Source organism: Micrococcaceae bacterium Sec5.7 (assembly GCA_039636785.1).
Classification (GTDB): domain Bacteria; phylum Actinomycetota; class Actinomycetes; order Actinomycetales; family Micrococcaceae; genus Arthrobacter.
Genome location: CP144169.1, coordinates 2,346,451 through 2,371,316 on the forward strand (window position 1 = coordinate 2,346,451; position 24,866 = coordinate 2,371,316).

At 62.5% G+C, this 24,866-nt stretch carries 26 protein-coding genes; 4 read left to right on the forward strand and 22 right to left on the reverse strand.

The window, feature by feature from the left end:
- Positions 1–26 precede the first annotated feature (26 nt).
- From V3C33_11210 to V3C33_11220, 3 genes are read right to left on the reverse strand one after another with little or no spacing between them, the layout of a single operon-like run.
- Positions 27–1,130, reverse strand: coding sequence for an NADH:flavin oxidoreductase/NADH oxidase (locus tag V3C33_11210; GenBank protein ID XAS66076.1), 1,104 nt, complete (start codon positions 1,128–1,130; stop codon positions 27–29).
- The gene (locus V3C33_11215) at positions 1,130–2,155 is read right to left on the reverse strand and encodes a tetratricopeptide repeat protein (protein XAS66077.1); all 1,026 of its coding nucleotides are present in this window, start codon (positions 2,153–2,155) and stop codon (positions 1,130–1,132) included. The genes V3C33_11210 and V3C33_11215 overlap by 1 nt, the downstream gene beginning before the upstream one ends.
- A gap of 50 nt (positions 2,156–2,205) precedes the next feature.
- On the reverse strand, positions 2,206–3,945 hold the full coding sequence (locus V3C33_11220; protein ID XAS66078.1) for a hypothetical protein: 1,740 nt from the start codon (positions 3,943–3,945) through the stop codon (positions 2,206–2,208).
- Positions 3,946–4,136: 191 nt separating this feature from the next.
- Between V3C33_11220 and V3C33_11225 the strand changes: the two genes are divergently transcribed.
- Positions 4,137–5,444, forward strand: a complete 1,308-nt coding sequence (locus V3C33_11225) for an AI-2E family transporter (protein XAS66079.1) — start codon at positions 4,137–4,139, stop codon at positions 5,442–5,444.
- Here V3C33_11225 and V3C33_11230 read toward each other — a convergent pair.
- Both V3C33_11230 and V3C33_11235 read right to left on the reverse strand, forming a co-directional pair.
- A complete protein-coding gene (locus V3C33_11230; protein ID XAS66080.1) occupies positions 5,441–6,241 on the reverse strand; it encodes an alpha/beta fold hydrolase in 801 nt (266 codons plus the stop codon). The two genes, V3C33_11225 and V3C33_11230, sit on opposite strands and share 4 nt — an antisense overlap.
- A gap of 66 nt (positions 6,242–6,307) precedes the next feature.
- A complete protein-coding gene (locus V3C33_11235; GenBank protein XAS66081.1) occupies positions 6,308–6,652 on the reverse strand; it encodes an ATP/GTP-binding protein in 345 nt (114 codons plus the stop codon).
- Positions 6,653–6,743: 91 nt separating this feature from the next.
- On the opposite strand from V3C33_11235, the gene nucS reads away from it, so the two are divergent.
- The 3 genes from nucS to V3C33_11250 all read left to right on the forward strand — a co-directional run bounded on the left by nucS (position 6,744) and on the right by V3C33_11250 (position 9,212).
- On the forward strand, positions 6,744–7,439 hold the full coding sequence (nucS, locus tag V3C33_11240) for an endonuclease NucS (protein ID XAS66082.1): 696 nt from the start codon (positions 6,744–6,746) through the stop codon (positions 7,437–7,439).
- A 34-nt stretch (positions 7,440–7,473) separates the two neighbouring features.
- Complete coding sequence (locus V3C33_11245; GenBank protein XAS66083.1) at positions 7,474–8,721, forward strand: amidohydrolase family protein; 1,248 nt, start codon at positions 7,474–7,476, stop codon at positions 8,719–8,721.
- A gap of 287 nt (positions 8,722–9,008) precedes the next feature.
- Positions 9,009–9,212 carry a cold-shock protein gene (locus tag V3C33_11250; GenBank protein ID XAS66084.1) on the forward strand — a complete coding sequence of 68 codons (204 nt, stop codon included), beginning with the start codon at positions 9,009–9,011 and terminating at the stop codon, positions 9,210–9,212.
- A 131-nt stretch (positions 9,213–9,343) separates the two neighbouring features.
- Here V3C33_11250 and V3C33_11255 read toward each other — a convergent pair whose 3' ends face one another.
- The 17 genes from V3C33_11255 to prmC form a co-directional block, all read right to left on the reverse strand.
- Positions 9,344–11,875 carry a DUF2156 domain-containing protein gene (locus V3C33_11255; protein XAS66085.1) on the reverse strand — a complete coding sequence of 844 codons (2,532 nt, stop codon included), beginning with the start codon at positions 11,873–11,875 and terminating at the stop codon, positions 9,344–9,346.
- Positions 11,875–12,306 carry a DUF2550 domain-containing protein gene (locus V3C33_11260; protein XAS66086.1) on the reverse strand — a complete coding sequence of 144 codons (432 nt, stop codon included), beginning with the start codon at positions 12,304–12,306 and terminating at the stop codon, positions 11,875–11,877. The genes V3C33_11255 and V3C33_11260 overlap by 1 nt, the downstream gene beginning before the upstream one ends.
- A 10-nt stretch (positions 12,307–12,316) precedes the next feature.
- Positions 12,317–12,601 carry a F0F1 ATP synthase subunit epsilon gene (locus V3C33_11265; GenBank protein XAS66087.1) on the reverse strand — a complete coding sequence of 95 codons (285 nt, stop codon included), beginning with the start codon at positions 12,599–12,601 and terminating at the stop codon, positions 12,317–12,319.
- Between the two features lies 1 nt (position 12,602).
- Positions 12,603–14,057, reverse strand: a complete 1,455-nt coding sequence (atpD, locus tag V3C33_11270; GenBank protein XAS66088.1) for a F0F1 ATP synthase subunit beta — start codon at positions 14,055–14,057, stop codon at positions 12,603–12,605.
- 96 nt (positions 14,058–14,153) lie between these two features.
- Positions 14,154–15,047 (reverse strand): F0F1 ATP synthase subunit gamma, encoded by an 894-nt coding sequence (locus tag V3C33_11275; protein XAS66089.1) that lies wholly within the window; start codon positions 15,045–15,047, stop codon positions 14,154–14,156.
- 79 nt (positions 15,048–15,126) lie between these two features.
- Positions 15,127–16,764 (reverse strand): F0F1 ATP synthase subunit alpha, encoded by a 1,638-nt coding sequence (gene atpA, locus V3C33_11280; protein XAS69725.1) that lies wholly within the window; start codon positions 16,762–16,764, stop codon positions 15,127–15,129.
- Positions 16,765–16,847: 83 nt separating this feature from the next.
- Positions 16,848–17,675, reverse strand: coding sequence for a F0F1 ATP synthase subunit delta (locus V3C33_11285; GenBank protein ID XAS66090.1), 828 nt, complete (start codon positions 17,673–17,675; stop codon positions 16,848–16,850).
- Positions 17,675–18,232 (reverse strand): F0F1 ATP synthase subunit B, encoded by a 558-nt coding sequence (locus V3C33_11290; protein XAS66091.1) that lies wholly within the window; start codon positions 18,230–18,232, stop codon positions 17,675–17,677. Before V3C33_11290 ends, V3C33_11285 begins: the two co-directional genes overlap by 1 nt.
- Before the next feature lie 53 nt (positions 18,233–18,285).
- Complete coding sequence (atpE, locus tag V3C33_11295) at positions 18,286–18,504, reverse strand: ATP synthase F0 subunit C (GenBank protein XAS66092.1); 219 nt, start codon at positions 18,502–18,504, stop codon at positions 18,286–18,288.
- 79 nt (positions 18,505–18,583) lie between these two features.
- Positions 18,584–19,384, reverse strand: a complete 801-nt coding sequence (gene atpB, locus V3C33_11300) for a F0F1 ATP synthase subunit A (GenBank protein ID XAS66093.1) — start codon at positions 19,382–19,384, stop codon at positions 18,584–18,586.
- A 91-nt stretch (positions 19,385–19,475) separates the two neighbouring features.
- A complete protein-coding gene (locus tag V3C33_11305; protein ID XAS66094.1) occupies positions 19,476–19,805 on the reverse strand; it encodes a hypothetical protein in 330 nt (109 codons plus the stop codon).
- Complete coding sequence (locus V3C33_11310) at positions 19,798–20,283, reverse strand: hypothetical protein (GenBank protein ID XAS66095.1); 486 nt, start codon at positions 20,281–20,283, stop codon at positions 19,798–19,800. Before V3C33_11310 ends, V3C33_11305 begins: the two co-directional genes overlap by 8 nt.
- Positions 20,284–20,386: 103 nt before the next feature.
- Complete coding sequence (locus V3C33_11315) at positions 20,387–21,499, reverse strand: MraY family glycosyltransferase (GenBank protein XAS66096.1); 1,113 nt, start codon at positions 21,497–21,499, stop codon at positions 20,387–20,389.
- A complete protein-coding gene (locus V3C33_11320; protein XAS66097.1) occupies positions 21,496–22,458 on the reverse strand; it encodes a glycosyltransferase family 2 protein in 963 nt (320 codons plus the stop codon). The genes V3C33_11315 and V3C33_11320 overlap by 4 nt, the downstream gene beginning before the upstream one ends.
- A complete protein-coding gene (locus V3C33_11325; protein XAS66098.1) occupies positions 22,455–23,228 on the reverse strand; it encodes a WecB/TagA/CpsF family glycosyltransferase in 774 nt (257 codons plus the stop codon). Before V3C33_11325 ends, V3C33_11320 begins: the two co-directional genes overlap by 4 nt.
- The gene (locus V3C33_11330) at positions 23,225–23,977 is read right to left on the reverse strand and encodes an L-threonylcarbamoyladenylate synthase (protein ID XAS66099.1); all 753 of its coding nucleotides are present in this window, start codon (positions 23,975–23,977) and stop codon (positions 23,225–23,227) included. Before V3C33_11330 ends, V3C33_11325 begins: the two co-directional genes overlap by 4 nt.
- Positions 23,978–23,992: 15 nt before the next feature.
- On the reverse strand, positions 23,993–24,862 hold the full coding sequence (gene prmC, locus V3C33_11335; protein XAS66100.1) for a peptide chain release factor N(5)-glutamine methyltransferase: 870 nt from the start codon (positions 24,860–24,862) through the stop codon (positions 23,993–23,995).
- Positions 24,863–24,866 lie beyond the last annotated feature (4 nt).

The following is a 24,866-nucleotide window of genomic DNA, read 5'->3' on the forward strand; positions in this document are numbered from 1 at the left end:
TCCGGAGTGACAGCGGGGGCCTTCGACTAGAACGCGTGGCGCGGAACCGCCCGCTCGTACTGAGGTACCCACTGAAGCTGATGGCCGAGTTCAAACGCGGCCCTCAGCCACCAGTGAGGATCCCGGAGCGCCGCACGGGCGATAAAGACGCCGTCGGCCTGGCCTGTCGCCACCGCATGCTCCGCCTGACCGGAAGAGGTCAGAAGCCCCACCGTTCCAGTGGGGATACCGGTTTCGCGGCGGATCCGGGCGGCAAAGCCGGTCTGGTACCCGGGTCCGGCCTGGATCTGCTGGTGCGCAACTGCCCCGCCGCTGGAGACGTCCACAAGGTCGACCCCGTGCTCCGCAGCGAGGCCGGCGAGCCTGACGGAAGCCTCGATGTCGATCCCGCCGTCGGCCCAGTCACTTGCCGAGATCCTCAACAGCAGCGGCATCGAATCCGGGATGACGTCCCGCACGGCATCGATCACTGCCAGCATCAGCCGGTTCCGGCCGGCTTCATCGCCGCCCCACTCGTCCGTCCGCTGATTAATCAACGGGCTTTGGAACTGGTGCAGCAGGTACCCATGCGCACCATGGAGTTCCAAAGTGTCAAACCCGGCGTCCACGGCCCGCACAGCCGCCGCGGCAAAGTCGGCAACAACACCGCGGATCTGGTCTTCGGTCATCGCGGCCGGTGCGGCATAGCCGTCGAAGGCCACCGCCGAAGGACCCACGGTGTTCCAGCCGCCGTCGGATTCGGGCACGCTCCCCCGCCGGCCGGAGAACGGCCAGTAAGCGGAGGCCTTCCTGCCGGCATGAGCCAGCTGCGCGCCGATCTTGGCATCCGCTGCGCCGTTCCGGTGCACAAACGAGGTGATGCGTTCCCAGCCCGCGGCCTGGTCATCGTTCCAGAGACCGGCATCGCGCGGACTGATCCGCCCCTCGGCATTCACGGCAGCGGCCTCGGTGAGAATGAGCGCTGCACCGCCTGCGGCGAAGGAGCCCAGATGCATCAGGTGCCAGTCGTTCGGGACTCCGGCGCCGGCGTCGGGATCGCAGCTGTACTGGCACATGGGCGAAACCCAGCCACGGTGGTGCAATTCCAGCGAGCGCAGCTTCAGGGGACTGAAGAGGGCCGGCACGGGCATTAGAACAGCACCCGTGCCAGTCCTTGGCGGGCTTTGGCCACGCGGTCGTCAGCGGTGCCCACCACATCGAACAGTTCCAGCAGCCGCACACGGGCCGTTTCACGCTCCGGTCCGAAGTTCCGGCCGATGAAGACAACAATCCGGCTGAGGGCGTCCTCGACATGTCCTCCTGCGACGTCCAGATCGGCAACGCCAAGCTGGGCATCGAGGTTGTCCGGTTCGTCGGCAGCGAGCTGGCGAAGGGCCTCTGTGTCCGCAGCCGACAGCGGCTGGAGCCTGCCCATGAGTTCCACTTGGGCGAGGCCAGCCTTGGCGTCCGAATCAGCCGGCATCTCCGTCAGCGCCTGGCGGTATGAGTCCGCAGCGGACGCGTAGTCGCCGGCCTCGATGGCATCGAAGGCGGCCTGGTGCAGCGGTGGCAGCGAAGCCGGTTCCTCATCGGCCGGGGCGGATCCGCCCACGCTCCCGGTCACTCCGTTGGCAGCGGCTACTTTCAGGAGTTCGTCCAGAAGGCTGCGCACCTGCGCTTCGTCTGCGCCACCCTGGAACAGCGGCACGGGCTGCCCTTTCAGTATGGCCACCGCCGTGGGAACGGCCTGGACCTGGAAAGCCTGGGTCAGTTGGGGGAACGCCTCGATGTCCGCGGCGCCGAGCACCAGCCGGCCCGCATAGCTCTCGACGATCCGTTCCAGGCTGTCCAGCATCCCGGCGGATTCCGGGGAATACCCGGCCCACAGTGCGATGACGACCGGAACCTGGGCAGAAAGCTCTACCAGCTCCTGGAAGTTTCCTTCGGTTACCTCCACCCGCAAATGCCGACCGCCGGCGTCGGGATAGTCCTCGGCACCGGCTTCAGCACCGTCGGTCCGGTCCGGACCCGCCGGTCCGGGTCCGCTTACGGGAATGTTTGCCGGACCGGCAGGCGGCGCGGGCCTCTGTTTCAGGGCTGAAAGGTCGACGGCGCCGCGCAGGTTAAGCTGGCTGGCAACGGCCGGAGGGACTGGACGGGAAGCTGACGAAGTCATGCTTTCCACTCTAGCCACTCCGGCCGCTGCCGGCGTTATGCAAGCCGGCGTTACTTGAAGCTTGCTCCGACCAGTCCCCGTGTTGCGGCGACCAGCTTCATCGGGTCCTTGGAGCCGGCCGGAGGGATGTAAACGGCCATCGACTCGGCAAAGCTGAGCACCATGCCGGTGGTGGTTTCCTTGCCGCCGGCAAGAACGGCAGCGTCGTTCCCAATCGCCAGTTTGTCGCCGTCGGCTTTCGGCGTTCCGTCGAAGCCGAAGGTGAGCCGGCCGAGGACCAGTGCCCCGCCGTCGGCAGTGCGGAACACCACCGAGCTCCCGGGAACCACCTTGTGGGTGAAGGCGAAGTTGCCATTGACCCCTGACTTGACCACATCTGCCTGGTAGGAAAGGGTGTCGGCGATGTAGGGCGAGGAGTCACCCTCCACGAGCTTGTCCTTAAAGCTGGAGTCCGCTTTGGTGAGACGGTCGGCAAGCCCTGCCAGTGCTTCAGTGCCGCTGTAGAGCAGACCTGATTTGTCGTCCGCGGCCAACGTTTCCGTGCCGTCGCGGCCGATGGCAGGGAACGTGGTGCCGGGCTGGAGCGGTGTGGTCTCGACCAGCTTGTAGTTAGCGCGGGGAGAGGCCTGCACCAGGGTAAGCAACTGGGGAACAACGTTGCCCTCGCCCTGGGTAACGGCGAGCACTGAACGGGGAAAGGCGCGCTTGCTGGTGACAACGGTGGTGAGCAGCTTGGTGGACCGGACAGGCATCCGCGCCTCGTAGGAGCCCACCTGCGATCGGATTTTGTAGTTCTTGGTGCGGACTTCGAGCTCGGTACCGCCCACGCGGGCCGACAGTTTTCCGGCATCCTTCGCGGCATCTCCGGAATCCGTGGCGCTGGAGACCTGTTCCAGGATCCGCCGGAACTGTGCATCCAGCAACACCGGCGAATCGGCGGCGGTTTTCGCGGTTGCCGTGGAGGAGCCGGACGGCGAAGCGGTTGAGGAGGTGCCCGTGGAAGGAGCCGGGGCCGGTGACGTGGCGGCATGGGCTGCGGCACCTGTTCCGGCCACGACGGCAGCAGTCGCGGCGGCAACGATCATGCTGAGGCGCGCAGATGACCCGGCTTTGGCGGCGGCCTTTGCGCGTGCACGCCGGGCGAACAGGCTGCCCATCCCGCCGCCGGCCTTTCCGTTGCGGTGGCCGTTCTTCAGAACGAGCAACGCAATTCCGGCCAGCATAAGCAGGCCGCCGATCACCATCAGCGGAATGGCCCACGGGGTTGCCGTGTCATTCGGGAAGGTCATGGAAATAGACGACGGCGCCGGCTTGGTTCCGTCGCTGGCCAGCAGCAGGGACCAGTCACCGTCGGCAGGAGGCGTCCAGTTGTATTTCAGTTCTCCGCTCGCATTCTCGGTGGAGACCCAGAGATCAGATCCGGCCGGCGACGGTGCCGTGGCCTCGCCGTCGGTCCGTTCCACCTGCAGCGACTTGTTGTCCTCGGACACGCCGGTGACGCTGTTGTGGGCCGTTTTGCCCACCCACGCGGCCACGTCGTCTGGGCGGCCTGCTGCCAGCAGGAAGTTACCTTCGCCCTTGATATCGATCTCCACTGTGCCTCCGTGCAGAGTGCGCAGCTTCTGGTCAATAACGGTCAGGGGGGCGGCAGCAGCGTCGGCGGGTGCCGATGCCGTGAAGGTCTCGGAGGGGGCCCAGATTGTCTTCTGGCCAATTCCGGCCAGCAGTGTCAGGAGGCCGAGCAGCACGAGTGCGACTGCAGTCTTGAAACGCAAAGGAACACCTATCATCAGCGGGGTTTACTTTCAATAGTAACCGTTTTGTTACCAATCAGTCAGTTCGGGGGTACGTGACGCCGGCTGAACCGGCGGCACGGCAGCCCCTCTTCGGGGCAGCAGCAAGGCTGCTGATAGTGTTTGCGATGATCATCACATCGGGCCCGCAGCAGTGGCGCCACGGACGGAAAAGGCATCAGAACGCAGTGACTGAACACACGGATGCGTCCTCCGCAGGACAGGAAGACCCGATCGGAACAGGCTCCCCGGAGATCGGCCCGGACAAGCTGAAATCCGGGCGGGCTGCTGCCTCTTCTGCAGCGATCGGATCGATCCTGCGCAAGCTGCGCCGGCCGCTGCCCGGAGCGCAGCCCAGGCTCCGTTTCGAAATGCCGCCTGAGCGCTCAGGGAGCATCGATGTGGAGGTGACCGGACCAAACGAGGTCACCACCCGGTTCGGCGATCCCGGACCGCGGATGTCGTCAAAGCATCCCCTCTATCTGGGCTTTATGGGGACAGTCGGCGTTGGCGTGGCGCTGCTGGTGTACTGGATCGGATCCCACACTACTCAACTCCTGCTCTGGATCGTGGCAGCCCTGTTCATAGCGCTGGGCCTCGATCCCGTGGTCCGCTGGCTGGAGGGCCGCAAAATTCCGCGGCCCGCCGGAATCCTGGTTGCCGTAGCGGTGCTGGCATCGGGCGTGGCCGGATTCTTCGCCACGCTCATTCCCACCATTGTGGAACAGGTGAGCCAGCTCGTTGTCCAGGCCCCGGTCTGGGTGCGGGACTTCATCGATTCCGAATTATTCCGCAGTATCGATGACCAGTTCGGAGTCCGCGACCGGATTAATGAGGAACTGGATAAGTTCGTCAACAATCCTGACGCGATGGGCGGCATCTTCGGCGGCGTCCTGGGTTTCGGCTCCACAGTGGCCAACGGGCTTTTCGGCACACTGATCGTTCTGGTGCTCAGCCTCTATTTCCTCGCGGCGCTCCCCGCCATGAAGAAGTGGGCCTACCGGCTGGCTCCACGGTCCCGCCGCGAGAGGGTCGAAGCGCTTTCCGAGGAGATCACCCGCTCGGTAGGCAACTACGTCATCGGCCAGGCCTGCGTCGCAGTGTTGAACGCGCTGTTCGCGTTCATTGTCATGTCGATCCTGGGCATTCCGTTCGCCGTGCTGTTGGCGTTTGTGGTGACCCTGCTCGCCTTCATTCCGCTGGTGGGTGGCCTGATCGCCGCTGTGGTGGTGATTGTGGTTGCGCTGACACAGGGCTGGCAGACGGCCGTGATCTACGCGATCTGCTACTTTGCCTACCTGCAGTTCGAGGCGTACTTCATCTCGCCACGCATCATGCAGAAGGCGGTGGCCGTTCCTGGTGCAGTGGCCGTGATCTCGGTGATCGCCGGCGGCAGCCTGCTGGGCGTCCTGGGAGCCCTCATTGCCATCCCCACCGCCGCGGCGATCCTGCTGCTGCTCAAGGAAATCTACATTGTGCGGCAGGACCAGCACTAGGCAGCTGCCGCGGCCACCGGGCCGTTCCACTCCTGGGGAAGACCTGCCGGTCCTGAACCCGCCTCCGTGACGTCGTCAACGATTTCGTTGAGTACCCGCGCGGCGTACTTCTCCCCCACCCAAAGGTGCTTGGCGCCGTCGACCCCCACCATGCGCGCCTGCGGCACCAGGCTGAACCGTTCGGCGGCGGCCGCCGGCTGCAGATAATCGTCGTGTTCCGGCACCAGGACCGTCATCGGCTTGCCGGAAACCGCCCACTGCCGGAGATGTGCGTCAGTTGCCCGATGCAGTGGCGGGGACAGCAACACAGCGCCTTCCACCTGGGAGGCCACCGGCTCCAGTGCGCCGTACATCAGGGCAAGTTCGGTGCCGAAGGACCAGCCCACCAGCCACCGGTTGGGCAGTCCCCGCTCCACCGCGAAGCGTACGGCGGCCTCGACGTCATACCGTTCACCGATCCCGTCTTCGAAGGCGCCCTGGCTCGTGCCACGGGGAGAGGACGTGCCACGGGTGTTGAACCGCAGCACCGCCACACCCGCGAGCGCCGGCAGGCGGTAAGAGGCTTTGCGGTACACGTGCGAATCCATAAATCCCCCGTGCGTGGGCAGCGGATGCAGCGTGATCAGCGTGGCGCTGATCCGGCCGGATTCCGGCAGGGCGAGCTCGCCCAACAGGACATGGCCGTCCTCCGTATGGATCTCCACATTTTCACGGCGGGCGGGAAGCACGGTGGAGGCGCGGATGGAGGAAGCCGCGGAAGGCTGGCTGTAGACGTACGACGCCGGGTCAAAAGTCATGGCTATCAGCTTAGCGACAGTTCGCCTGACTGATCGAGCGCGGTTCGTTTCAGAGGCACCGAACGCTCAGCGGTAGCGGTAGCTGCGTGATGTCCAGCAGTTCGAGTGCCAGTGACGGCGCTCAGCCAGACCGGCGGCGGCACCGAAAAGATGGTCATCCTTCCACACCACGAGGTGGGCCACGCCGGGCGGCACCGCCCTGGCACACGCCGGGCAGGTATAGGTTTTTTCGGCCTTCTTGGCCGTAATGGACCGCACCATCCAATCGCCGTCGGGGGCACTTTCGCGGCGCGCAATCCCTGCCCGGGCGCGTTCCAGATCCAGTTCAGGAACCTGATCCGGACTCCGTTTCCCGCCGTTGGATGCCGGTTTTCCGGAGGATCCACGGCGGGGACGGTTGGAACGGGGCATACCACCATTCTGCCCCAGGCAGGGCCCCGTTTGAGCACCGGCCGTGACGTTCCGCTGCCCGGACGGGTAGCAAAGCGGTAGTGTTTACGGCGTGCGTCTTGTTATAGCCCGTTGTTCTGTTGATTACGTTGGCCGCCTAAAAGCCCATCTTCCGCTTGCCACCAGGCTCCTGCTGGTCAAGGCTGACGGCTCCGTCCTGGTTCATTCAGATGGCGGTTCCTATAAACCGTTGAACTGGATGAGCCCTCCGGCCAGGCTCCGTGTGTCCACTCCCGATGATGTTGACCTCGAGCTGGGCGTCACGGAGCAATGGACCGTCCAGTCAGCCAAAACGGACGACCGCCTCATCATCAGCATCCATGAGCAGCTGCACGACACCTCGCACGAGCTGGGCCTGGACCCCGGCCTGATCAAGGACGGCGTGGAAGCTGACCTGCAGCGCCTCCTGGCTGAACAGATTGAAACCCTGGGCTCGGGCTTCTCGCTGATCCGCCGGGAGTACTTCACCGCAATCGGGCCGGTGGACATCCTTGCCAGGGATGCCGACGGCGCCACGGTGGCCATCGAGCTGAAGCGGCGGGGCGACATCGACGGCGTCGAACAGCTGACCCGCTACCTGGAACTCCTGAACCGGGATCCCCTGCTGGCTCCCGTCCGCGGGGTATTCGCCGCGCAGCAGATAAAGCCGCAGGCAAAGGTCCTGGCGAATGACCGCGGCATCGACTGCATCACCCTTGACTATGACGCCATGCGCGGAGTAGATGACAGTGAATCCCGGCTGTTCTGAGAGCCAGGTGCCGGCCTCGTTCTAGAATCGTTCAATGACAGCCCCTGAACCGTCTTGCACAGCGCCGTCGGCACGGCGCCGGCTCATCTCCGGAACCATCGTCAGCGACGGCCTGATGGTGGAAGGGGCCGTGCTCGCCGTTGAAAACGACCGCATAGTCCATGCGGGCCCTGCCGTTGACTTCGATCCTGCTCAATTCGCCGGCGCTGCGGAAACCAGGGTTCCCGAAGGTTCCTACATTCTGCCCGGTCTGGTCGACGTGCACTGCCACGGCGGAAACGGCGGGGACTTTCCGGGCGGCGAGGAGTCATCCGCCCGCCGGGCCATCGAATTTCTGCACCGCTCAGGAACAACCACGCTGCTGGCGAGCATGGTCACAGCGTCCAGGGAGGACCTCCTCAAAGGCATTGCCCTCTTCGTCCGGCTCACGGATGAAGGGCTGGTAGCGGGCATCCATCTGGAGGGCCCCTTCCTCTCGCACGCGCGCTGCGGGGCCCAGAACCCGGCCTTCCTGCTGGAACCGGACCTGGATTTTTTGCGTGAACTCATAGATGCGGCAGGCGGCAAGCTCGTCACCATGACGTATGCCCCCGAATTGCCCGGAGCCGCGGCGCTGGTGGATTTCATGACCTCCCACGGCGTGACCCCGTCCCTGGGCCACACCGACAGCGATGACGCCACAGCGGCGGCATCGCTCGCCACCGCAAGGGAAGGCCTCGAATCGGCCGGTTTCGATGGCATCAGCGCCCTTCCCACCGTGACGCACCTTTTTAATGGCATGCCTCCCCTGCATCACCGGGCCCCCGGCCCTGTGGCCGCGTGCCTCCGGGCCGCGCAGGACGGCAAGGCGATCGTTGAACTCATCGCGGACAACACACATCTGGACCCGCGGACCGTCGCCACGGTATTCCAGCTCGTGGGCTCTGCAAATATCCTGCTGGTGACAGATTCCATGGCTGCCGCCGGGCTGACCGATGGCCAGTACATGTTGGGGCCATCCCCCGTCACGGTCACAGACGGTGTGGCCACCCTTGACGCAACCGGCTCGATTGCCGGCGGGACGGCCACGCTTCTCGACGTCGTCCGCCGTACAGTGGGCGCCGGTGTGGCGCTGGCGGATGCTGTCTACTCCGCCACCGCAGTTCCCGCCGGTGTGCTGGGGCTCGCCGACGAGGTGGGCGGGCTCCGCCGGGGTCTCCGCGCCGACGCCGTAGTGGTCAACGGGGACCTTGAGTTGTCCGGTGTCCTCCGGCAAGGTGAATGGCTGACTCCGGTTTCCTAGTCACGGCCGTTCGGGCTTTGTCAGGCCGGAACCGGTTACCCGGTTTTAACGCAAAATTTATCGGATTCAGCGATTTGCCCGTTGACCTGACGCAGCTGTCATGAAATTCTTATATGAGTCTTTGTGTAGGTGTTATTCATGCTCGCAAGACATGTTGCGAGCGCGAAGCTCCTGCAGCGCACGTCCGGTCCCACCGGACGGGCAAGCCAGGATTCTTCTCGCGGAGTGACCAAGACCAGCACGAAGTGTGCTGGCCTTAAATAGAGTTCCACAATGAGGAGAAATAAATGGCACAGGGAACCGTCAAGTGGTTCAACGCTGAAAAGGGCTTCGGCTTCATCACCCCGGATGACTCCGATGGCGATGTCTTCGTTCACTACTCCGAGATCCAGACCGGTGGCTTCAAGACCCTCGACGAGAACCAGCGCGTTCAGTTCGAAATCGGTCAGGGTGCCAAGGGTCCCCAGGCTACCGGTGTAACGCTGGTCTAGTCCCTCGTTGGATTCCTCCCGTTGGGCGAAATCCACGAATCAATGATCCCCGGCATTTGTGCCGGGGATCATTTTTTTGGAAATCATTGTCACAAATGTTTCCGATACTGAAACATTCACTCCGGCGGGAATTAGCTTACGAGTTTCCGCAGCAGCCGCGCACTTTGCCGTACTGACATCCCGGGTAGATAGGCCCGGGTGAGGGCCCTTCCGATCGCTGGCAGATGCAGGGGGTCCTGGTAGTACAAATAGAGCGTGCGATACTCCGGCTGGAATCGTGATTTGAAGGCTGCGAGCGAACGGAACCCGTACGCAGGTTCCAGCGCATCGCCCACGACGTCGAGAATTCGAATAAGTCCTTCTGCGTGCCTGTCCGGCCTGTCCGTATCCTCGTCCCGGTCTTCCGGCTCCTTCGCAAGTGCCGAACCGGAGAGAGAGACCACTTCCACGGACGTCCGCAGCTCCAGCACCGCCGAGGCAATCAGGAACTCCATAACACCAGGAAATCCGTTGCCGCGCCGCCGCATGAAATCAAGAGTCCTGCTCACCAGCTGCCCGTCCTCGAAGACCGGAAGCCAGCTGGTGACGCCGTGCACAGTGCCCTCGGCATCAACAGCCAGGCAGCACAGCACGTCATCGTCCATCAGCTCATCAATTCCGCCAAGGGTAAAGCCCATTTCCGGAACCTTCTTCTGCGCGGCCCATTCTTCTGATACCTCACTCAGCTGCGCCCGCAGGGCCGCCGGCAGCCCGGCGTAGCTGCCCCATACGGCCTTGACGTCCATCTTGGCCGCCCGGTTCAAGGCCGTCCGCACGTTCTGCCACTCCTTGCCTTTGAATTCCAGTTCCTGCACAGCCAGCCTGGTCTCCTGCGCGACTGCCACCCGTCGGAATCCCCGGTCCTGCAGGAGAGGCCACAGCCGGCTGCTGCACGAATAGAAACACGGGATCAGGGCGCGTCCTGTGCAGAAGTCCAGGAAGCCTTCCGCGGTATCCGGGTGGCCGCCCGAAGCACCGAACGGCCCTGCCAGTGTGAGGGCCACGCTTCCATGTTGCTGGTAGGCCACTCCACCCGCGCGCGTCTGAGTGAACCAGTAGCTGTTGGGTTCCCATAACGCCATCCACGACAGTGAGTCTCCACCTTTCCGGATCAGTGCCCGGGCATGGGCTCTGCCTTCCCTGCCGGCGTCAGTGCTGTGGTCGCGCCGAAGCAGGACGATCCATACCGCAGCCAGGGCGACGGCCCAGAAGACGATGCCGGAGAATGCAAACAGGAGGGCTTCAATGCCGTCACGGCTGGAAAAACCACGGTAATACAGATGGGGAATCGGCACGGGAAGGTATTGGCGCGACAATTCGACAACCAGCCCCAGGACTCCCCCGTCCCGATCCATTCCCCCGGCAGCGAGCCACGCCACCGCGTAGCTCCCCGCCAGCCCCAGCCAGACGGCGCCAACGACGATAGCCAGCGCGCGGCGGACCCCGGGCGCGGATTCAACCCTGAACTGCCGGCGGTTGGCCAAGAGCAGCAACGACAGGAGCAGCGGCACCGCTACCAGTGGCAGCACATGGGCGAAGCCGGAGCCCAGCACCGCGGTATGCGGCCTGGATGGATAATGCGGAATGAGCGCGAAGAATGCCAGGTAGACTCCGGACAACGCCGTTACAGCCAGCTGGACCGCAACAGCGATGCGGAGCGCCAGTCTCCGGCCCCGCCGCATTCCGTCTGCGCAAATGAGCAGCAGGACCACAGGCACCACGGCCAGCGCCAGTCCCAGCGGTCCGGCAAAGCCTTGTCCGCCTGCGTCCAGGCAGCTGGACTCGACGGTTCCACCGCAGTTTTCTTCCAGCTGGCTCAACGTGGGCAAAGGATTCAGGACAACATCGCGCAGCAGAGCCAGCGGGCCAGTGGGGCTGCTTACCGCCGCCGTGAGAATGGGACCAACGGCAAAAATACCGACCGTAAGGGACAACAGGTTTCGTGTCTCGCGGCCTGTGGAGCGGTGCCGGCGGAGGCTTCCGTTATCGCTTTGGATCCACAGCCCCCCTGCCAGGCCAACCAGGGCTCCGAGCAGACCTACCACGCTTTCTGCGTGCCCCACATACAGCACCAGCAGCAGGGAACCGGACAGCAACGCAGTGCGAAGGCGGCGTTGCCAGAGTGCAGGCAGGCCCCCGCTGGCAGCCAGGGCAACTGCCAGAACGGCAGCGTAGGGTCCGCTGAGCCGGTCCTCGGGCATCATGCCGAGCCAGCCGTCCCCCGCATAGCGGGCCAGCTGGGTGAGGAGCAAAAACAATGTGACAGACGCGAATTGGCCCGCACCGTAAAACACCGCTGTCCTGACGGTGCCGAGCTGCCGTTCAGCCAGGCCCATAAGGAGCAGGATCATTAAGGCCCCTGTCAGATAGGCCAGGGGGTTGGTGGCAAAGAACAGTGAAGTGAAGAGGGACCAACCGTTCCCGGCCCTGAGGGCGGCGGCGCTTACGCCCGCAACATCCTGCAGCGATCCAGGAGGACCGGTGGGGATCCTGCCGGTCGCTGCACCGGTGCACAGAAACAAGACCAGAACAGTCAGGGTGAATGGTGTGGCTCTGAAATGCCGCAGCACCCTCTGCCATGCGGGCCGCCCAACGGACTTCCAGGCGACGCCTTCAGCACCCATCAGCGCCAGGTACCTACTCCGATGACCGGTCCGGCTTCGAGCCAGGAGGACAGTCCTGTGTAGGCGTCAAAGTTCATGGCCAGCAAAATTTCGTGGCCTTCATAACGGAGCTCCACCACAACAACGTCCGGCTGAACCCGGACCAGCTCCGCTTCGGTCGCTTCACGGCGGTCCAGCAGCTCAAGTGAACTGCGCTTGTACCGGTGTTTCGGACGCACGCTGAGCGAGAGCAGCCTGAACCATTCCAGGTCATTGTCCTGGTAACGACAAACCCCCATCTGCCAGCTGTTTCCAGCCGTGCAAATGGAGGCGTCCACTGTGCCCAGGGCTCGCCGCAGATTGAACCGGCGCACCCCGAAAAGGCACAGTGTAAAAATCAGCAACGCGAAGACGGTTGCTATGGCGATGAACGGAAAACCTGGAACGTCCATCAAGATCGTGCTAGCGGATCCCAGCAGTAGCCGCGTCGCCCAGCTGGGCGTTGTCAGCAACAATAACCACCCGGTTGTTGTCGACGGAGAAGAATCCGCCGTCAACAACTACATCAATGCGGTCCCCGGTCACCGGCATGATCGCCAGTTCACCTTCGGCCAGGATCGCCAGCAGGGGCGAGTGGCCGGGCAGGATTCCGATTTCACCATCGCTGGTGCGGGCCTTGACCATCTTGGCCGCTCCGGACCACACGAAGTGATCCGCTGCGACAATCTCAACCTCAAGCTCAGCCATACTACTTGGTCTGTTCCTGGATCTTGGCCCACTGGCGCTCGACATCGTCCAGGCCGCCGACGTTGAAGAACGCCTGCTCAGCAACGTGGTCCAGCTCGCCATCGCAGATGGAAGTGAAGCCTTCAACCGTGTCCTTGATGGAAACGGTGGAGCCTTCGACGCCGGTGAACTGCTTGGCGGTGTAGGTGTTCTGGGAAAGGAACTGCTGGAGACGTCGTGCACGCGACACGACGATCTTGTCCTCTTCCGAAAGTTCGTCAACACCAAGGATGGCGATGATGTCCTGGAGTTCCTTGTTCTTCTGCAGGATCTGCTTCACACGGACAGCCGTGTTGTAGTGATCCTTGCCGATGTACTGGGGATCCAGGATTCGGGAGGTGGACGTCAGCGGGTCAACGGCCGGGTACAGACCTCGTGAAGCAATTTCACGGGAAAGCTCGGTTGTTGCATCGAGGTGGGCGAACGTCGCAGCCGGAGCCGGGTCGGTGTAGTCATCTGCCGGCACGTATACAGCCTGCATGGACGTGATGGAGTGACCCTTGGTGGAGGTGATGCGCTCCTGGAGGAGGCCCATCTCATCGGCCAGGTTCGGCTGGTAACCCACGGCGGAAGGCATCCGGCCCAGAAGGGTCGAAACCTCGGAGCCGGCCTGGGTGAAGCGGAAGATGTTGTCAACGAAGAGAAGCACGTCCTGCTTCTGAACATCGCGGAAGTACTCCGCCATGGTCAGGGCAGACAGTGCAACACGCAGACGCGTTCCCGGTGGCTCATCCATCTGCCCGAACACAAGAGCGGTGTCCTTCAGGACGCCTGCCTCTTCCATTTCAACCCAGAGGTCGTTGCCTTCACGGGTACGCTCGCCAACACCGGCGAATACCGAAGTACCACCGAAGTTCCGTGCCACACGAGTGATCATTTCCTGGATCAGCACGGTCTTGCCCACACCGGCACCACCGAAGAGGCCGATCTTTCCGCCCTTGATGTACGGGGTGAGAAGGTCGATGACCTTGATGCCTGTCTCCAGCATCTCGGTGGAGCCCTCGAGCTGGTCAAAGCTCGGGGGCTTGCGGTGGATCGGCCAGCGCTCTGTGATCTCGAGGCTGGATTCCTCAACGTCGAGCGGCTTGCCCAGAACGTTGAAGATGTGACCCTTGACGACGTCGCCGACGGGAACGGAGATCGGAGCACCAGTGCTCGTCACAGCCGCGCCGCGAACCAGGCCATCTGTTGCCTGAAGCGCGATCGCGCGGACCAGGTTGTCGCCCAGGTGCTGGGAGACCTCAAAGGTGACCATATGGGTTGCACCCGCAAGGGTGATCTCCGCGGTCAGGGCATGGTAGATGCCGGGGATTGCGTCAGCCGGGAACTCGACGTCGACAACCGGGCCGATGACACGGGCGATACGGCCCGTGACGCCAGCGGTCTTGGCTACCTGTTCGGTTGCGGTGGCAGTCATCTCTCTCACTTCACTCAATGTAGATGGCGTGGAATTAATTCTATCGGTGCTGACGAATCAGCCTTTTTAGGCCTGGAAGGCCTGGACCTGGATCGGCTACGACGCGTTGAGCGAATCGGCTCCGGCCACAATCTCTGAAAGCTCCTGTGTGATCTCCGCCTGACGGGCAGTGTTGGCAAGTCGTGTGAACTTCTTGACCAGATCGCGGGCATTGTCGCTGGCAGACTTCATGGCACGCTGGCGGGCAGCCAGCTCGCTTGCAGCGGCCTGCAGGAGTGCATTGAAGATACGTGCCTCGATGTAGCGCGGCAGAAGTGCATCCAAAACCTGCTCGGGCTCGGGCTCATACTCGTAGAGCGGCAACAGAACAGATGATTCAGTGACCTGCTCCTCCGAAACCTCCAGCGGAAGCAGCCGGACAACAGTGGGGACCTGGAGGACCATGGAGACGAATCGTGTATAGACGACGTGGATCTCGTCCACACCGCCGTCCTCGAACTCCTTGGCGAAGTCCCCGAGCAGAACCTGGCTGATGTCCTTGGCCGTGGCGAATTGAGGCGCATCCGTGGCATCAAGCCATGACTGCGCGAATTCACGGTTCCGGAACTGGAAGTAGGCCTGCGCCTTGTTCCCGACCAGATATGTCTTCACTTCCTTGCCCTCGGCGCTGAGCAGCCCGTGGAGCTGCTCGGACTGCTTGAGCACACTGGCGGAGTATGACCCGGCCAGGCCGCGGTTGGAGGCGACCACCAGAACAGCGGCGCGTCGGATCTGCGCCGGCTCGGTCGTGAGCGGGTGGTCAATCTCAGACTGAGAAGCAACCGCCGACACGGCGCGCGTGATGGCGTTCGCATAGGGCAGTGAGGCCGCTACGCGCGAACGAGCTCTGCTGATTCGCGAGGTAGCGATCAGTTCCATCGCCTTGAAGAGCTTTCCCATCGACTGAGTCGCTTTGATTCTCTGGCGGTAGACCCGAAGCTGGGCTCCCATACTTACGTTTCCCTTCGTTGTTGTGTGAAACCGCGGCCCGGGCCCGCCGATTGTGCATGTCCGGGCCGCGGTGACTCAACTAGCGCTTCTGCTTGACGATCTTCTCTTGATCTACGTCGGCCTGGGCCAGGGCATCAAACTCTTCATGGCCGGCACCAACCAGGTGGTTGTCACCTTCGCCGAAGAAACCCTTGGAGAAGTCCTTGATGGCTGCCTCAAGAACCGCCAGCGTGTCGTCGTCCAGCACGTTGGTCTGTGCAAGAGTCGTCAGCACAGAGGTGCTGTGCTTCAGGTGCTCCAGGAACTCGGCCTCGAAACGCTGAACGTCCTCGAGGGGAACGGCGTCAAGGTGGCCCTTGGTGCCGGCCCAGATGGAAACAACCTGGTTCTCGACCGGGTACGGCGTGTACTGGCCCTGCTTGAGCAGTTCCATGAGGCGTGCGCCACGGGTGAGCTGCTGGCGTGAAGCCGCATCCAGGTCCGAAGCGAACATGGCAAATGCCTGCATGTCGCGGTATTGCGCCAAGTCCAGCTTCAAAGTACCGGAGACCTTCTTCATGGCCTTGACCTGGGCAGCACCACCCACACGGGAGACAGAGACACCAACGTCAACAGCGGGACGCTGGTTGGCGTTGAAGAGGTCCGACTGCAGGAAGATCTGGCCATCGGTGATCGAGATCACGTTGGTCGGGATGAAGGCTCCGACGTCGTTGGCCTTGGTCTCGATGATGGGCAGGCCGGTCATCGAACCGGCGCCCAGCTCGTCGGAGAGCTTTGCACAACGCTCCAGCAGGCGGGAGTGCAAGTAGAAAACGTCACCCGGGTAAGCTTCGCGTCCCGGCGGACGGCGCAGCAGCAGAGACACGGCGCGGTAGGCTTCGGCCTGCTTGGACAGGTCATCGAAGATCACCAGGACATGCTTGCCGCCGTACATCCAGTGCTGTCCGATTGCCGAACCGGCATACGGCGCAAGGTACTTGAAGCCAGCGGGGTCGGAAGCCGGTGAGGCAACGATCGTGGTGTATTCGAGCGCGCCGTTGTCCTCAAGGGTCTGACGGATCTCGGCGATCGTCGAAGCTTTCTGGCCGATGGCGACGTAGATGCAGCGAACCTGCTTCTGGACGTCACCCGAGTCCCAGTTGGACTTCTGATTAAGGATGGTGTCGACGGCGATGGCCGTCTTACCGGTTTTGCGGTCACCGATGATGAGCTGCCGCTGGCCGCGGCCGATCGGGATCATGGCGTCGATAGCCTTGAGACCGGTCTGCAGCGGTTCGTGCACGGACTTGCGCTCGGTCACGCCGGGAGCCTGGAGCTCCAGTGCCCGGGTGGTTTCAGCCTTGATCTCGCCGAGGCCGTCAATCGGCTGACCCAGCGGGTCAACGACGCGGCCGAGGAAGGCATCGCCCACGGGAACGGAAAGGATCTCTCCCGTGCGGTGGACTTCCTGGCCCTCTTCGATTCCGGTGAAGTCACCGAGAATGATGACGCCGATCTCGCGGACGTCGAGGTTCTGGGCGAGGCCCAGGGTGCCGTCTTCAAAGCGAAGAAGCTCGTTCGCCATGACCGAGGGAAGGCCCTCAACACGGGCGATTCCGTCACCTGCGGCGGATACGCGGCCAACCTCTACGCGCTCTGCGTTTCCGGGTTCGTAGGACGCCGCGAACTCGTTCAACGCATTACGGACGTCGTCGGCGTTGATGGTCAATTCGGCCATCTGCAGTCCCTGCTCTCCTGTTTTCGTGATCATCGTTGCTCACGATGACCTGGGTTTCTATCAGTTAAGTTGTGCTTGTCCGGCTAGCCGGCCAATTGACGGTGCAGCTGGCCCAGACGGGCAAGTACCGAAGCGTCAACCACTTCGTCGCCTATCTGGACCCGGATTCCACCGATCAGTGCAGGGTCAACAGTGAAGTTGACCTTGAGCTCGCGTCCGTAAAGGGAGTTGAGCCCTGTCTGCAGACGGCTGGTCTGCGCCTCCGTCAAGGGACGGGAGACGCCCACCGTTGCAATCCAGCGCTGCTGACGCTTGGCTGCAAGCTCGGCGAAACGGCCGACGAGCTTGGTGGCTTTGATGCCGCGGGGCTGCGACACGGCCTGGCCGATGAGGACCTTTGCTTCCTCGCTTGCGCCAGGAACCAATCTCCCGGCAAGTGCGATCTTTGCAGCGGCACTTGCCTGCGGTTCAGACAGCGCACCCTGCGCCTCGTGACTGGAAGCAACGGTCTGGTTGAAGGAGAACAGATCGTTCTCCAGCTCTTCCAGACCGGTGATTCCGGAGGCAGAAGCGGCCGACTTGTTTTCAGCAACGGCAATAACCACCGTTGCGGCAAGAGTCTCGAGTGCATCGCCGATATCCCGCGCCGATGCCCAGCGTGAACTGGCCAGTCCGCCCGCGATTTCCGCAGCCTCAGCGGAGACTTTCCCGCCGACGAGCTGCTTCACCAGCGCCGACTTTTCGTCACCGGTGCGGGACGGGTCAGTCAGCGCCCGGCGCAAGCCAGCCGAGCTGTCCACCGTTCCCAGGATTCCGAAGAGTTCCTTAGCCAACTGCAGCGAGGCCGTCGGAAGCTTTGCTTCCAGCGCGGTCAGCGCGGCGGTCAGCGATCCGCTCGATACACCTGCCATTACTTAGCTGCACCTGCGTTCTGGTTCTCCAGATCTGCCAGGAAGCGGTCGACGACACGTGCCGAGCGCTCGTCATCGTTGAGCGACTCGCCAACAATGCGGCCTGCCAGCGTAGTGGCCAGCGTGCCCACCTCTGAGCGGAGGGACACAACGGCCGCCTGACGCTCGGATTCGATCTGCACGTGAGCCTGGGCCGTGATGCGGGCAGACTCTGCAGCCGCCTTCTCCTTCAGCTCTGCCAGGATCTGGGCGCCTTCTGCGCGAGCTTCCTCGCGGATACGGTTGGCTTCTGCACGGGCGTCGCTGAGCTGCTGCTTGTACTCTTCGAGCGCGGCAGAGGCCTCGGCCTGGGCCTTTTCAGCCTTGGCAATGCCACCTTCGATAGCCTCGGCGCGCTCTGCGAACGTCTTCTCGAACATCGGGACAACAAACTTGACCACGATGTACATGAGGACCGCAAAGCCGACGAGGACTACGCCCATTTCCCAAATGTTGGGAATGAGCGGGTTGGTATCCCCGGCGCCTTCAGTGGCGGCTGAGATGATCAGCTGATTCATATTTCACCCGTCCTTATCTTCTCGGTTCTGAATGTTCGCTTGGTTCTGAAGGTTTACTTGAGAACGAAAGCGAAGACCAGGCCAAGGATGGCGAGGGCTTCAGTCAGCGCGAGGCCGAGGAATGCGATCGGCTGCAGTACGCGCTGCGCTTCGGGCTGACGTGCCACACCGTTGATGTAAGCCGCGAAAACGAGACCCACACCAATACCACCACCGATGGCGGAGAGGCCGTAGCCGATGAGGTTGAGGGAGCCGTTGATGGAGCCGTTCATTTTTTTCCTTTCAAGATGCCATCGCTGTGGCAGGTTGTTTGGTTTGCTTCATCCCCGCGAGGGGAATCTTCGTGGATGCCTAGTGACTGTCGGCGTGAAGCGCGCCTTCGATGTAGATCGCAGTCAGCAGGGTAAAGACGTAGGCCTGAAGCGCCATGATCAGGGCTTCGAGCATGTACATGGCGAGTGAGCCGCCAAGGACCAGTACAGAGGTGCCCTTGAGCAGGACGTTTTCCTGCATAACGAGGAATTCAATGCCCGAGCCGGCGATCATCACGATCAGGTGTCCGGCCAGCATGGTGGCGAACAGACGGAGGCTGTGCGTGACCGGGCGGACCAGGAAATTGGAGATGATCTCGATCGGAATAACGATCGGCAGGATGTAGAACGGAACTCCGGACGGCACGGTGGCCAGCTTGAAGTATTTGATGCCGTTCTTCTTGACGCCGATGGCGATCCAGGTGACGTACACGATGCCGGCGAGGACGTAGGCGCCTCCGACATGTGAGAAGCTCGGAAGCTGGATCACCGGGATGGCGCCGTAGATGTTGTTCACCAGGATGAAGAAGAAGAGGCTGAACAACAGCGGGACGTACTTCATGAAGTCTTTGCCGCCGATGATGTCCTTGGCAATGCTGTTGCGGACGAAGCCATAGGCCATTTCGCCTGCGAACTGCAGTTTGCCGGGAACAAGCTGCTGCTTCCGCGCAGCTAGCAGAAAGAATGTAGCGATAATGACGACCGACAGGATAACCAGCAGCATCTGCTTGGAGAATCCGTCTGCCGTACCCCACGGCAGGATTGCCGGCAGGTGCAATTGTTCAATTCCAGGAGGATTGAACTCTCCTGAATCTTGGGCCGGGAGCGCAAGCGCGATCAACGCGTTTCCTCTCTGCAGTGTCCATCATTGGGCGTTGGTCGGGGGGCGGCGGTTTCTAACTCCGCTGTCCCCCTTGTGAAATTATTTGGCATTACTGTTTTCCGTCCTTGGACGGGCCGCTGGCTGGGCTGCTCTTGCCGGCCGAATTTCTTAGACTGGTGAGGCCATGCATATGCGAAAGATAGAACCCTCCCGCAGCTCCAAGCAGAGCGCCTGCGAGCACGATCCAGCGGGTTCCCCACAGATAATCCAGACCCCACCCTATCAAACTCCAGACGGTGATTCCGCCAACAATGTAGCTGAAGACAGCGATTCCGGCGTTGTATCCGCCGTCCCTGTTCTCGGCTGACACGCCGGGAGCACCGCCTGTTGTTTTGCGGTTGTCGGAGCCCGGTTTCCCGGTTCGGTTGCGGTTAGACATCTGTGACGCCTTTATCGGTTTCGGGGTCGTTGTAAATCTGAAGACGCGCTTTGCTGAAGCCGTAGATTTCGGCGGCCTGCCAGAACACCACGGCGACAACGGCGCCGATCAGGAACCAGCGCCCATGAAGCCATTCCGGCGCACCGATGACAAAGAGCACCACTGCGAATCCCACTACCTTGACGAAGTAGGTCGCCACGAAGAGCCCGATTGCACCGGAAGGATTGTTGCGGCCCATAAAATGGCCGACAAGCAGACTTATCGCAAAGAACAACATCACCAGAAGACCGCCGAAGGTGCTAGAGAGCACGCCTGCCGAACCGTTGAAGATAACAGCAGGAATGCCCACAAGAACCAGCGCAACAGCCGAAGCGGCCGAGCTCATTGCCAGCAGGCGGAGCCATAAGGAGCGTGTGGGGCCAGCGACGCCAACGGGCCCGTTGCCGGACGCGTGTCCGGACTCGGCGTTGGAGGTCATGGAATCCCAATCGTCGTGGCCTGATGGTTGGTCAAAGGGTTGCGGTGATTAGCTGCTCTTGAATTCTACACGAGATAGAAATTATTCGGTAAGCGCCGCGGACTCACTCGCCGGGCACTGTGCTCTTGCGACTCAGATAGGGCCAGGCGGTCATAAGCGCCATGGCCAGCGCAGCGAGGATATCCACAACAAGAACGATCTGCCACGGGAAGACGGCAAAGGCCAGGCCGCCGAACGCCAGAACACACGTCCACATGTACAACAGCAGGACGGCACTGCGGTGCGAGTAACCGACGTCCATCAGCTTGTGGTGGAGGTGGCCTCTGTCCGCGGACCACGGTGAACGCCCCAGCGCTGTGCGCCTGACTACAGCGAGTCCCAGATCCAGCAATGGCAGGAACAGTACGGCGAACGGCAGAAGGATGGGGATGATCGTCGGGATGCCGTTGGCCCGGTCATAGAGACCAGAGGAGATCTGGCCCGTGGACACCACACCGGCGGTCGCCATCAGCAACCCGATGAGCATCGCGCCGGAATCGCCCATAAAGATCTTCGACGGGAACCAGTTGTGTGGCAGGAATCCAACGCAGCTGCCAACCACAACGGCGGTCAGCAGGGTGGCGAGGTCCGAACGGTCCAGCAGCACCGCGTTCCGGTGCACCCAGTAGGCGGTAAGGAAGAATGCCACGCCGCCGATGATGGCTACGCCGGCCGCAAGTCCGTCCAGACCGTCAATGAAGTTGAAGGCATTCATGGTGGTCACAATCAGTCCGGCGGTGAGCAGGATGTGCAACAGATCCGATTCGATCCGGATCGGATCGGGGATGAACGGAATGACGGTCATCCGAACCCCCCAGATGGCTACCACCAGGGCGGCAATACTTTGGCCAATAAGCTTGACCCACCAGCGCAGATCCAGTAAATCATCGGCCATCCCCACTATGACAATGACTGCGGCACCGGCCAGAACCCCCCACGGAGCGGAGTTGCCGCGGAAAATATCCTTGACAAAGAAGGACTGGCTCGCCACCACCAGCGCAACCAGGAAGCCCGCGAATATACCTAGCCCGCCCAGTCTGGACACGGGCGAGGAGTGCACATCCCGGCTTCGAATCGGCGAGAACAGCTCGAGCCTGTTGCCGATCAGCCGGGCACCCCACGTTGCGCCGTAAGACACCACGGCCGCTGTCAGCATCATGAGCAGGTACATGATCATGAGGCTGCTCCCCCGCTGGTCCGGACGTCGCGCAGCTCATAAATTCCTTCCAGCACCTGGCCGTTGCTCCTGGGTGCGCGCAAACCATGCAGCAGCCCCTTCGCCAGGCTGCCCAGAAGCACCTTTCGGTGCTTCGACGCCAGAATGGTGCGGGTCCAGTTCCGGATGGAGGCCCCCGAATAGAGCAGCTTCTCCCGGGGCGTCAACGCATTGGAGCGCGTGTATACCCACACCTTGTTACGGACTTCGTAGTAGAACCGGGGCCCCGGATCAGCACCGGCATTGCCAAAGGACTTCGTGTGATGGCTCGCCACGGAGGCGTATACGGAGAGGGCGTTCCTGCGCCTGGAAATCCGGGCGGTGTACTCCAGATCATCGTTCCAGATGAAGTAGTCTGCCACGGGCAGGCCGTGGAGCCGGATCTCGGCGGCGCTGATCAGGACGGACACAAATGACGCCGTCCGGATCTGCACCGCTCCGACCTTCCCCGCCAGGTCACGGTCCTTCTCGCTGGCGCCCAGCCGCGAACGCATGCGGTTCATCGGGTGATCACGTCCGTCGGTCCACACCACGCGGCTGGCAATAAAGCTCGGGGCTTCGCCCGATCCAGCGGTGTAGGCGTCAGAGGCCAGCAGCGCCTCGCTCAGTGTTGCCGGATGCGGTTCGGTGTCATCGTCCATGATCCAGACGTAATCCGCCGCATGGTCAATAACGGCGCGTTCCATGCCGACAACAAAACCTCCGGCACCGCCCAGGTTCTTGCCGAGCCGGACCACATCCGTTGGTACAGGTCCCGCATAGGACCCGAGGAATGCCGCGGTTTCATCGGTGGAGGCATTGTCCACGATGACAATTGCGGTGGGCCTGACGTCTCCAGAGGTTATTCCCGCCAGGGTGGTTTCGAGAAGTTCACGCCTGTTGTACGTCACCACCACTGCAACAACAGCATTTCCGGTCATTTCACGGCCTTATTGTCCGGGGATTGAATTCTGCGGCGGATCAGGATGACGGCCAGTTTCCATGGTTCGATGAAAACTCTGCCGAAGATCTGTCTGGGTGACAGGAGCAGGCGCCACAGCCATTCGAGGCCAAGTCTCCCCAACCACCGGGGGGCCAGAAGCTGGCGCCCCGAAATCTGGTCCAGGGCTCCCCCAACGGCGCAATACACGGCGTCCGGGAGGTCGTTGCGCCGCTGCCACAGGACCGACTCCTGCAACGGCATACCAAGACCAAAGAGCACCAGCTGTGGTTGGAATGCATTGAGCGCAAGCACGACGGTGTGTTCCCGCGTAGGATTCCAGCAGCCGCCTTCGAGTCCCAGTATGGTTGCGTCCGGCAGGAGCTCCTGAAGTTTCCGGCACGCTTCGGCGTTGCTTTCGCCGGTGGTGCCTACAACCGCCAGTCGGCTGAGTCCGGCCACCTTGTCCAGATGCCTGATCCAGTCTGTGGAACCCACGCGGAAACCTGCATCGGGGCCCCACATGGGAACCTGTTTCCGCCACAGGGCGTACACTGGTGCGCCATCCAGCAGGACAATATCGGCAGAGTCATACAGAGCCTTGAAGTCCGGCTCTGTGTGATACAGATAGCAGCTGTGCAGGTTGTGCCCAACTACGGTACGCCGGCCGCCGGAGGCGATGAGGTCGCTGAGAACCCCGGCGACGTGGCACTCGGAGAGTGCGGTGACATCGATATCCAGCAGCCGGATATGGTCTCGGCCAAGCGTCATGCCTGGGAGTCTTTGGTGTCGGACTCGGTTTCGACAGGCTCAACCAGCGGAGCAGCTTCAACCAGCGGAGCAGCTTCAACCACCGGCTCTTCGCCCAGTCCGAGCACCCCCGGTACAACCTCGCGGAGTCGATCAAGACCCACGGCGCCCTCGCGCACCACGCGCAGTGGCAGCGCTGTGGCATCAACAATGGTGGAAGGCAACGCATCGGTGCCTTCCACCGGCCGGAAGCCTCCCTCGAGGTAGACCTCAACGGACTCGACCAGTTGTGAACGGGCGTCGAAGGCGGTCTGCGCAGGCGGCTGCCCTGTCCGGTTCGCCGAGGACACTGCAAGGGGGCCGGTCAGCGTAAGCAGGTCCAGGGCGATTTCATCCGCCGGGATACGCAACGCCACAGTGCCCTTGGTGTCACCCAGATCCCAGTCCAGAGACGGTTGCGAGTGAAAGATCAGGGTCAGTCCGCCTGGCCAGAAGGCCTCGGCCAGTTTGCGCGCATCTGCTGAAACATCTGTGGCCAGTCCATCCATGGCATTGAGCCGGGGGATCAGCACTGGCGGCGGCATCTGCCGGCTGCGGCCCTTGGACGCCAGCAGCATAGTGACGGCCTGGGGTGAAAAGGCATCCACTGCGATCCCGTAAACAGTGTCGGTGGGGAATACCACGCACTTTTTCTCGCGGATGGCGCGTTGAGCATGCTCAAGCCCTTCGGCGCGCTGGTCATCTGCTGTGCAGTTGTAGGTTGTGGTCACTGGCCTATTCTTTCATCACTCGGAGCCGGGAACCGCAAGCACGGCGCTGGTGGCACGTTCTTTGCCGTTGAGGTCCAGGTGGGTCGTCACCCCGGACCATACGCCCGCTCCTGTCAGCATGGCGGAAATCCAGGCTGCCTGCACTTCGGCGTGTTCCATCACAAAGTAGCCGCCGGGGACCAGCAGCCTGGCAGCCGAGGCCGCCGCCGCCGTCGGGAGCTCCATTCCGTCCGCTCCCCCGCCGTACAACGCAACAGGCGGGTCATGCAGCGCCACTTCGGGGTCGTTCGGGATGGCTTCAGCGGGAATGTAGGGAGGATTGGAAACCACGACGTCGAAAGTTCCGTTGAGTTCCGGCAGCGCGTTGCGAAGGTCTCCCAAAATCAACGTGACTCCCAGCGGGTGCAGATTCTTGTCCGCCCACGCATGCGCGAATTCGCTGAACTCCACGGCATAGACCTCAGCGTCCGGTACCTCATGGGCGATGGAGCCCGCGATGGCACCGGATCCGGTACCGAGATCCACCACCCTGGGGCGTAACATTCCCTGGAGGTGGTCGATGACCAGTTGGACCACGGATTCCGTTTCCGGCCGGGGAATGAAGACACCGGGGCCGACCGCAAGTTGCAGATACCGGAAATGGGCCACGCCGGTGATGTGTTGCAACGGGATCCGCTGCGCCCGTTCGGACACCAGTTCCGCATATCCGGACGGCGCCGGGGTGTCCCCCAGGAGCATGGCCCGGAGCCGGCCCAGTCCGACGCCCAGGAGGTGCTCTGCCAGGAGTTCGGCATCGACCCGCGGGCTGGGCACGCCGGCATCGCTAAGAAGTGCCGTAGCCTCGCGGACAGCGTCCGCGAGGCTGGGCTCATGCTCCGGAGTCATGGGA

Bases quoted from the DNA above. Each gene is read 5' to 3' on its own strand.
- V3C33_11210 (XAS66076.1), bottom strand. From the start codon at position 1,130: ATGCCCGTGCCGGCCCTCTTCAGTCCCCTGAAGCTGCGCTCGCTGGAA.
- V3C33_11215 (XAS66077.1), bottom strand. From the start codon at position 2,155: ATGACTTCGTCAGCTTCCCGTCCAGTCCCTCCGGCCGTTGCCAGCCAG.
- V3C33_11220 (XAS66078.1), bottom strand. From the start codon at position 3,945: ATGATAGGTGTTCCTTTGCGTTTCAAGACTGCAGTCGCACTCGTGCTG.
- V3C33_11230 (XAS66080.1), bottom strand. From the start codon at position 6,241: ATGACTTTTGACCCGGCGTCGTACGTCTACAGCCAGCCTTCCGCGGCT.
- V3C33_11235 (XAS66081.1), bottom strand. From the start codon at position 6,652: ATGCCCCGTTCCAACCGTCCCCGCCGTGGATCCTCCGGAAAACCGGCA.
- V3C33_11245 (XAS66083.1), top strand. From the start codon at position 7,474: ATGACAGCCCCTGAACCGTCTTGCACAGCGCCGTCGGCACGGCGCCGG.
- V3C33_11250 (XAS66084.1), top strand. From the start codon at position 9,009: ATGGCACAGGGAACCGTCAAGTGGTTCAACGCTGAAAAGGGCTTCGGC.
- V3C33_11255 (XAS66085.1), bottom strand. From the start codon at position 11,875: ATGGGTGCTGAAGGCGTCGCCTGGAAGTCCGTTGGGCGGCCCGCATGG.
- V3C33_11260 (XAS66086.1), bottom strand. From the start codon at position 12,306: ATGGACGTTCCAGGTTTTCCGTTCATCGCCATAGCAACCGTCTTCGCG.
- V3C33_11265 (XAS66087.1), bottom strand. From the start codon at position 12,601: ATGGCTGAGCTTGAGGTTGAGATTGTCGCAGCGGATCACTTCGTGTGG.
- atpD (XAS66088.1), bottom strand. From the start codon at position 14,057: ATGACTGCCACCGCAACCGAACAGGTAGCCAAGACCGCTGGCGTCACG.
- V3C33_11275 (XAS66089.1), bottom strand. From the start codon at position 15,047: ATGGGAGCCCAGCTTCGGGTCTACCGCCAGAGAATCAAAGCGACTCAG.
- atpA (XAS69725.1), bottom strand. From the start codon at position 16,764: ATGGCCGAATTGACCATCAACGCCGACGACGTCCGTAATGCGTTGAAC.
- V3C33_11285 (XAS66090.1), bottom strand. From the start codon at position 17,675: ATGGCAGGTGTATCGAGCGGATCGCTGACCGCCGCGCTGACCGCGCTG.
- V3C33_11290 (XAS66091.1), bottom strand. From the start codon at position 18,232: ATGAATCAGCTGATCATCTCAGCCGCCACTGAAGGCGCCGGGGATACC.
- atpE (XAS66092.1), bottom strand. From the start codon at position 18,504: ATGAACGGCTCCATCAACGGCTCCCTCAACCTCATCGGCTACGGCCTC.
- V3C33_11305 (XAS66094.1), bottom strand. From the start codon at position 19,805: ATGTCTAACCGCAACCGAACCGGGAAACCGGGCTCCGACAACCGCAAA.
- V3C33_11310 (XAS66095.1), bottom strand. From the start codon at position 20,283: ATGACCTCCAACGCCGAGTCCGGACACGCGTCCGGCAACGGGCCCGTT.
- V3C33_11315 (XAS66096.1), bottom strand. From the start codon at position 21,499: ATGATCATGTACCTGCTCATGATGCTGACAGCGGCCGTGGTGTCTTAC.
- V3C33_11320 (XAS66097.1), bottom strand. From the start codon at position 22,458: ATGACCGGAAATGCTGTTGTTGCAGTGGTGGTGACGTACAACAGGCGT.
- V3C33_11325 (XAS66098.1), bottom strand. From the start codon at position 23,228: ATGACGCTTGGCCGAGACCATATCCGGCTGCTGGATATCGATGTCACC.
- prmC (XAS66100.1), bottom strand. From the start codon at position 24,862: ATGACTCCGGAGCATGAGCCCAGCCTCGCGGACGCTGTCCGCGAGGCT.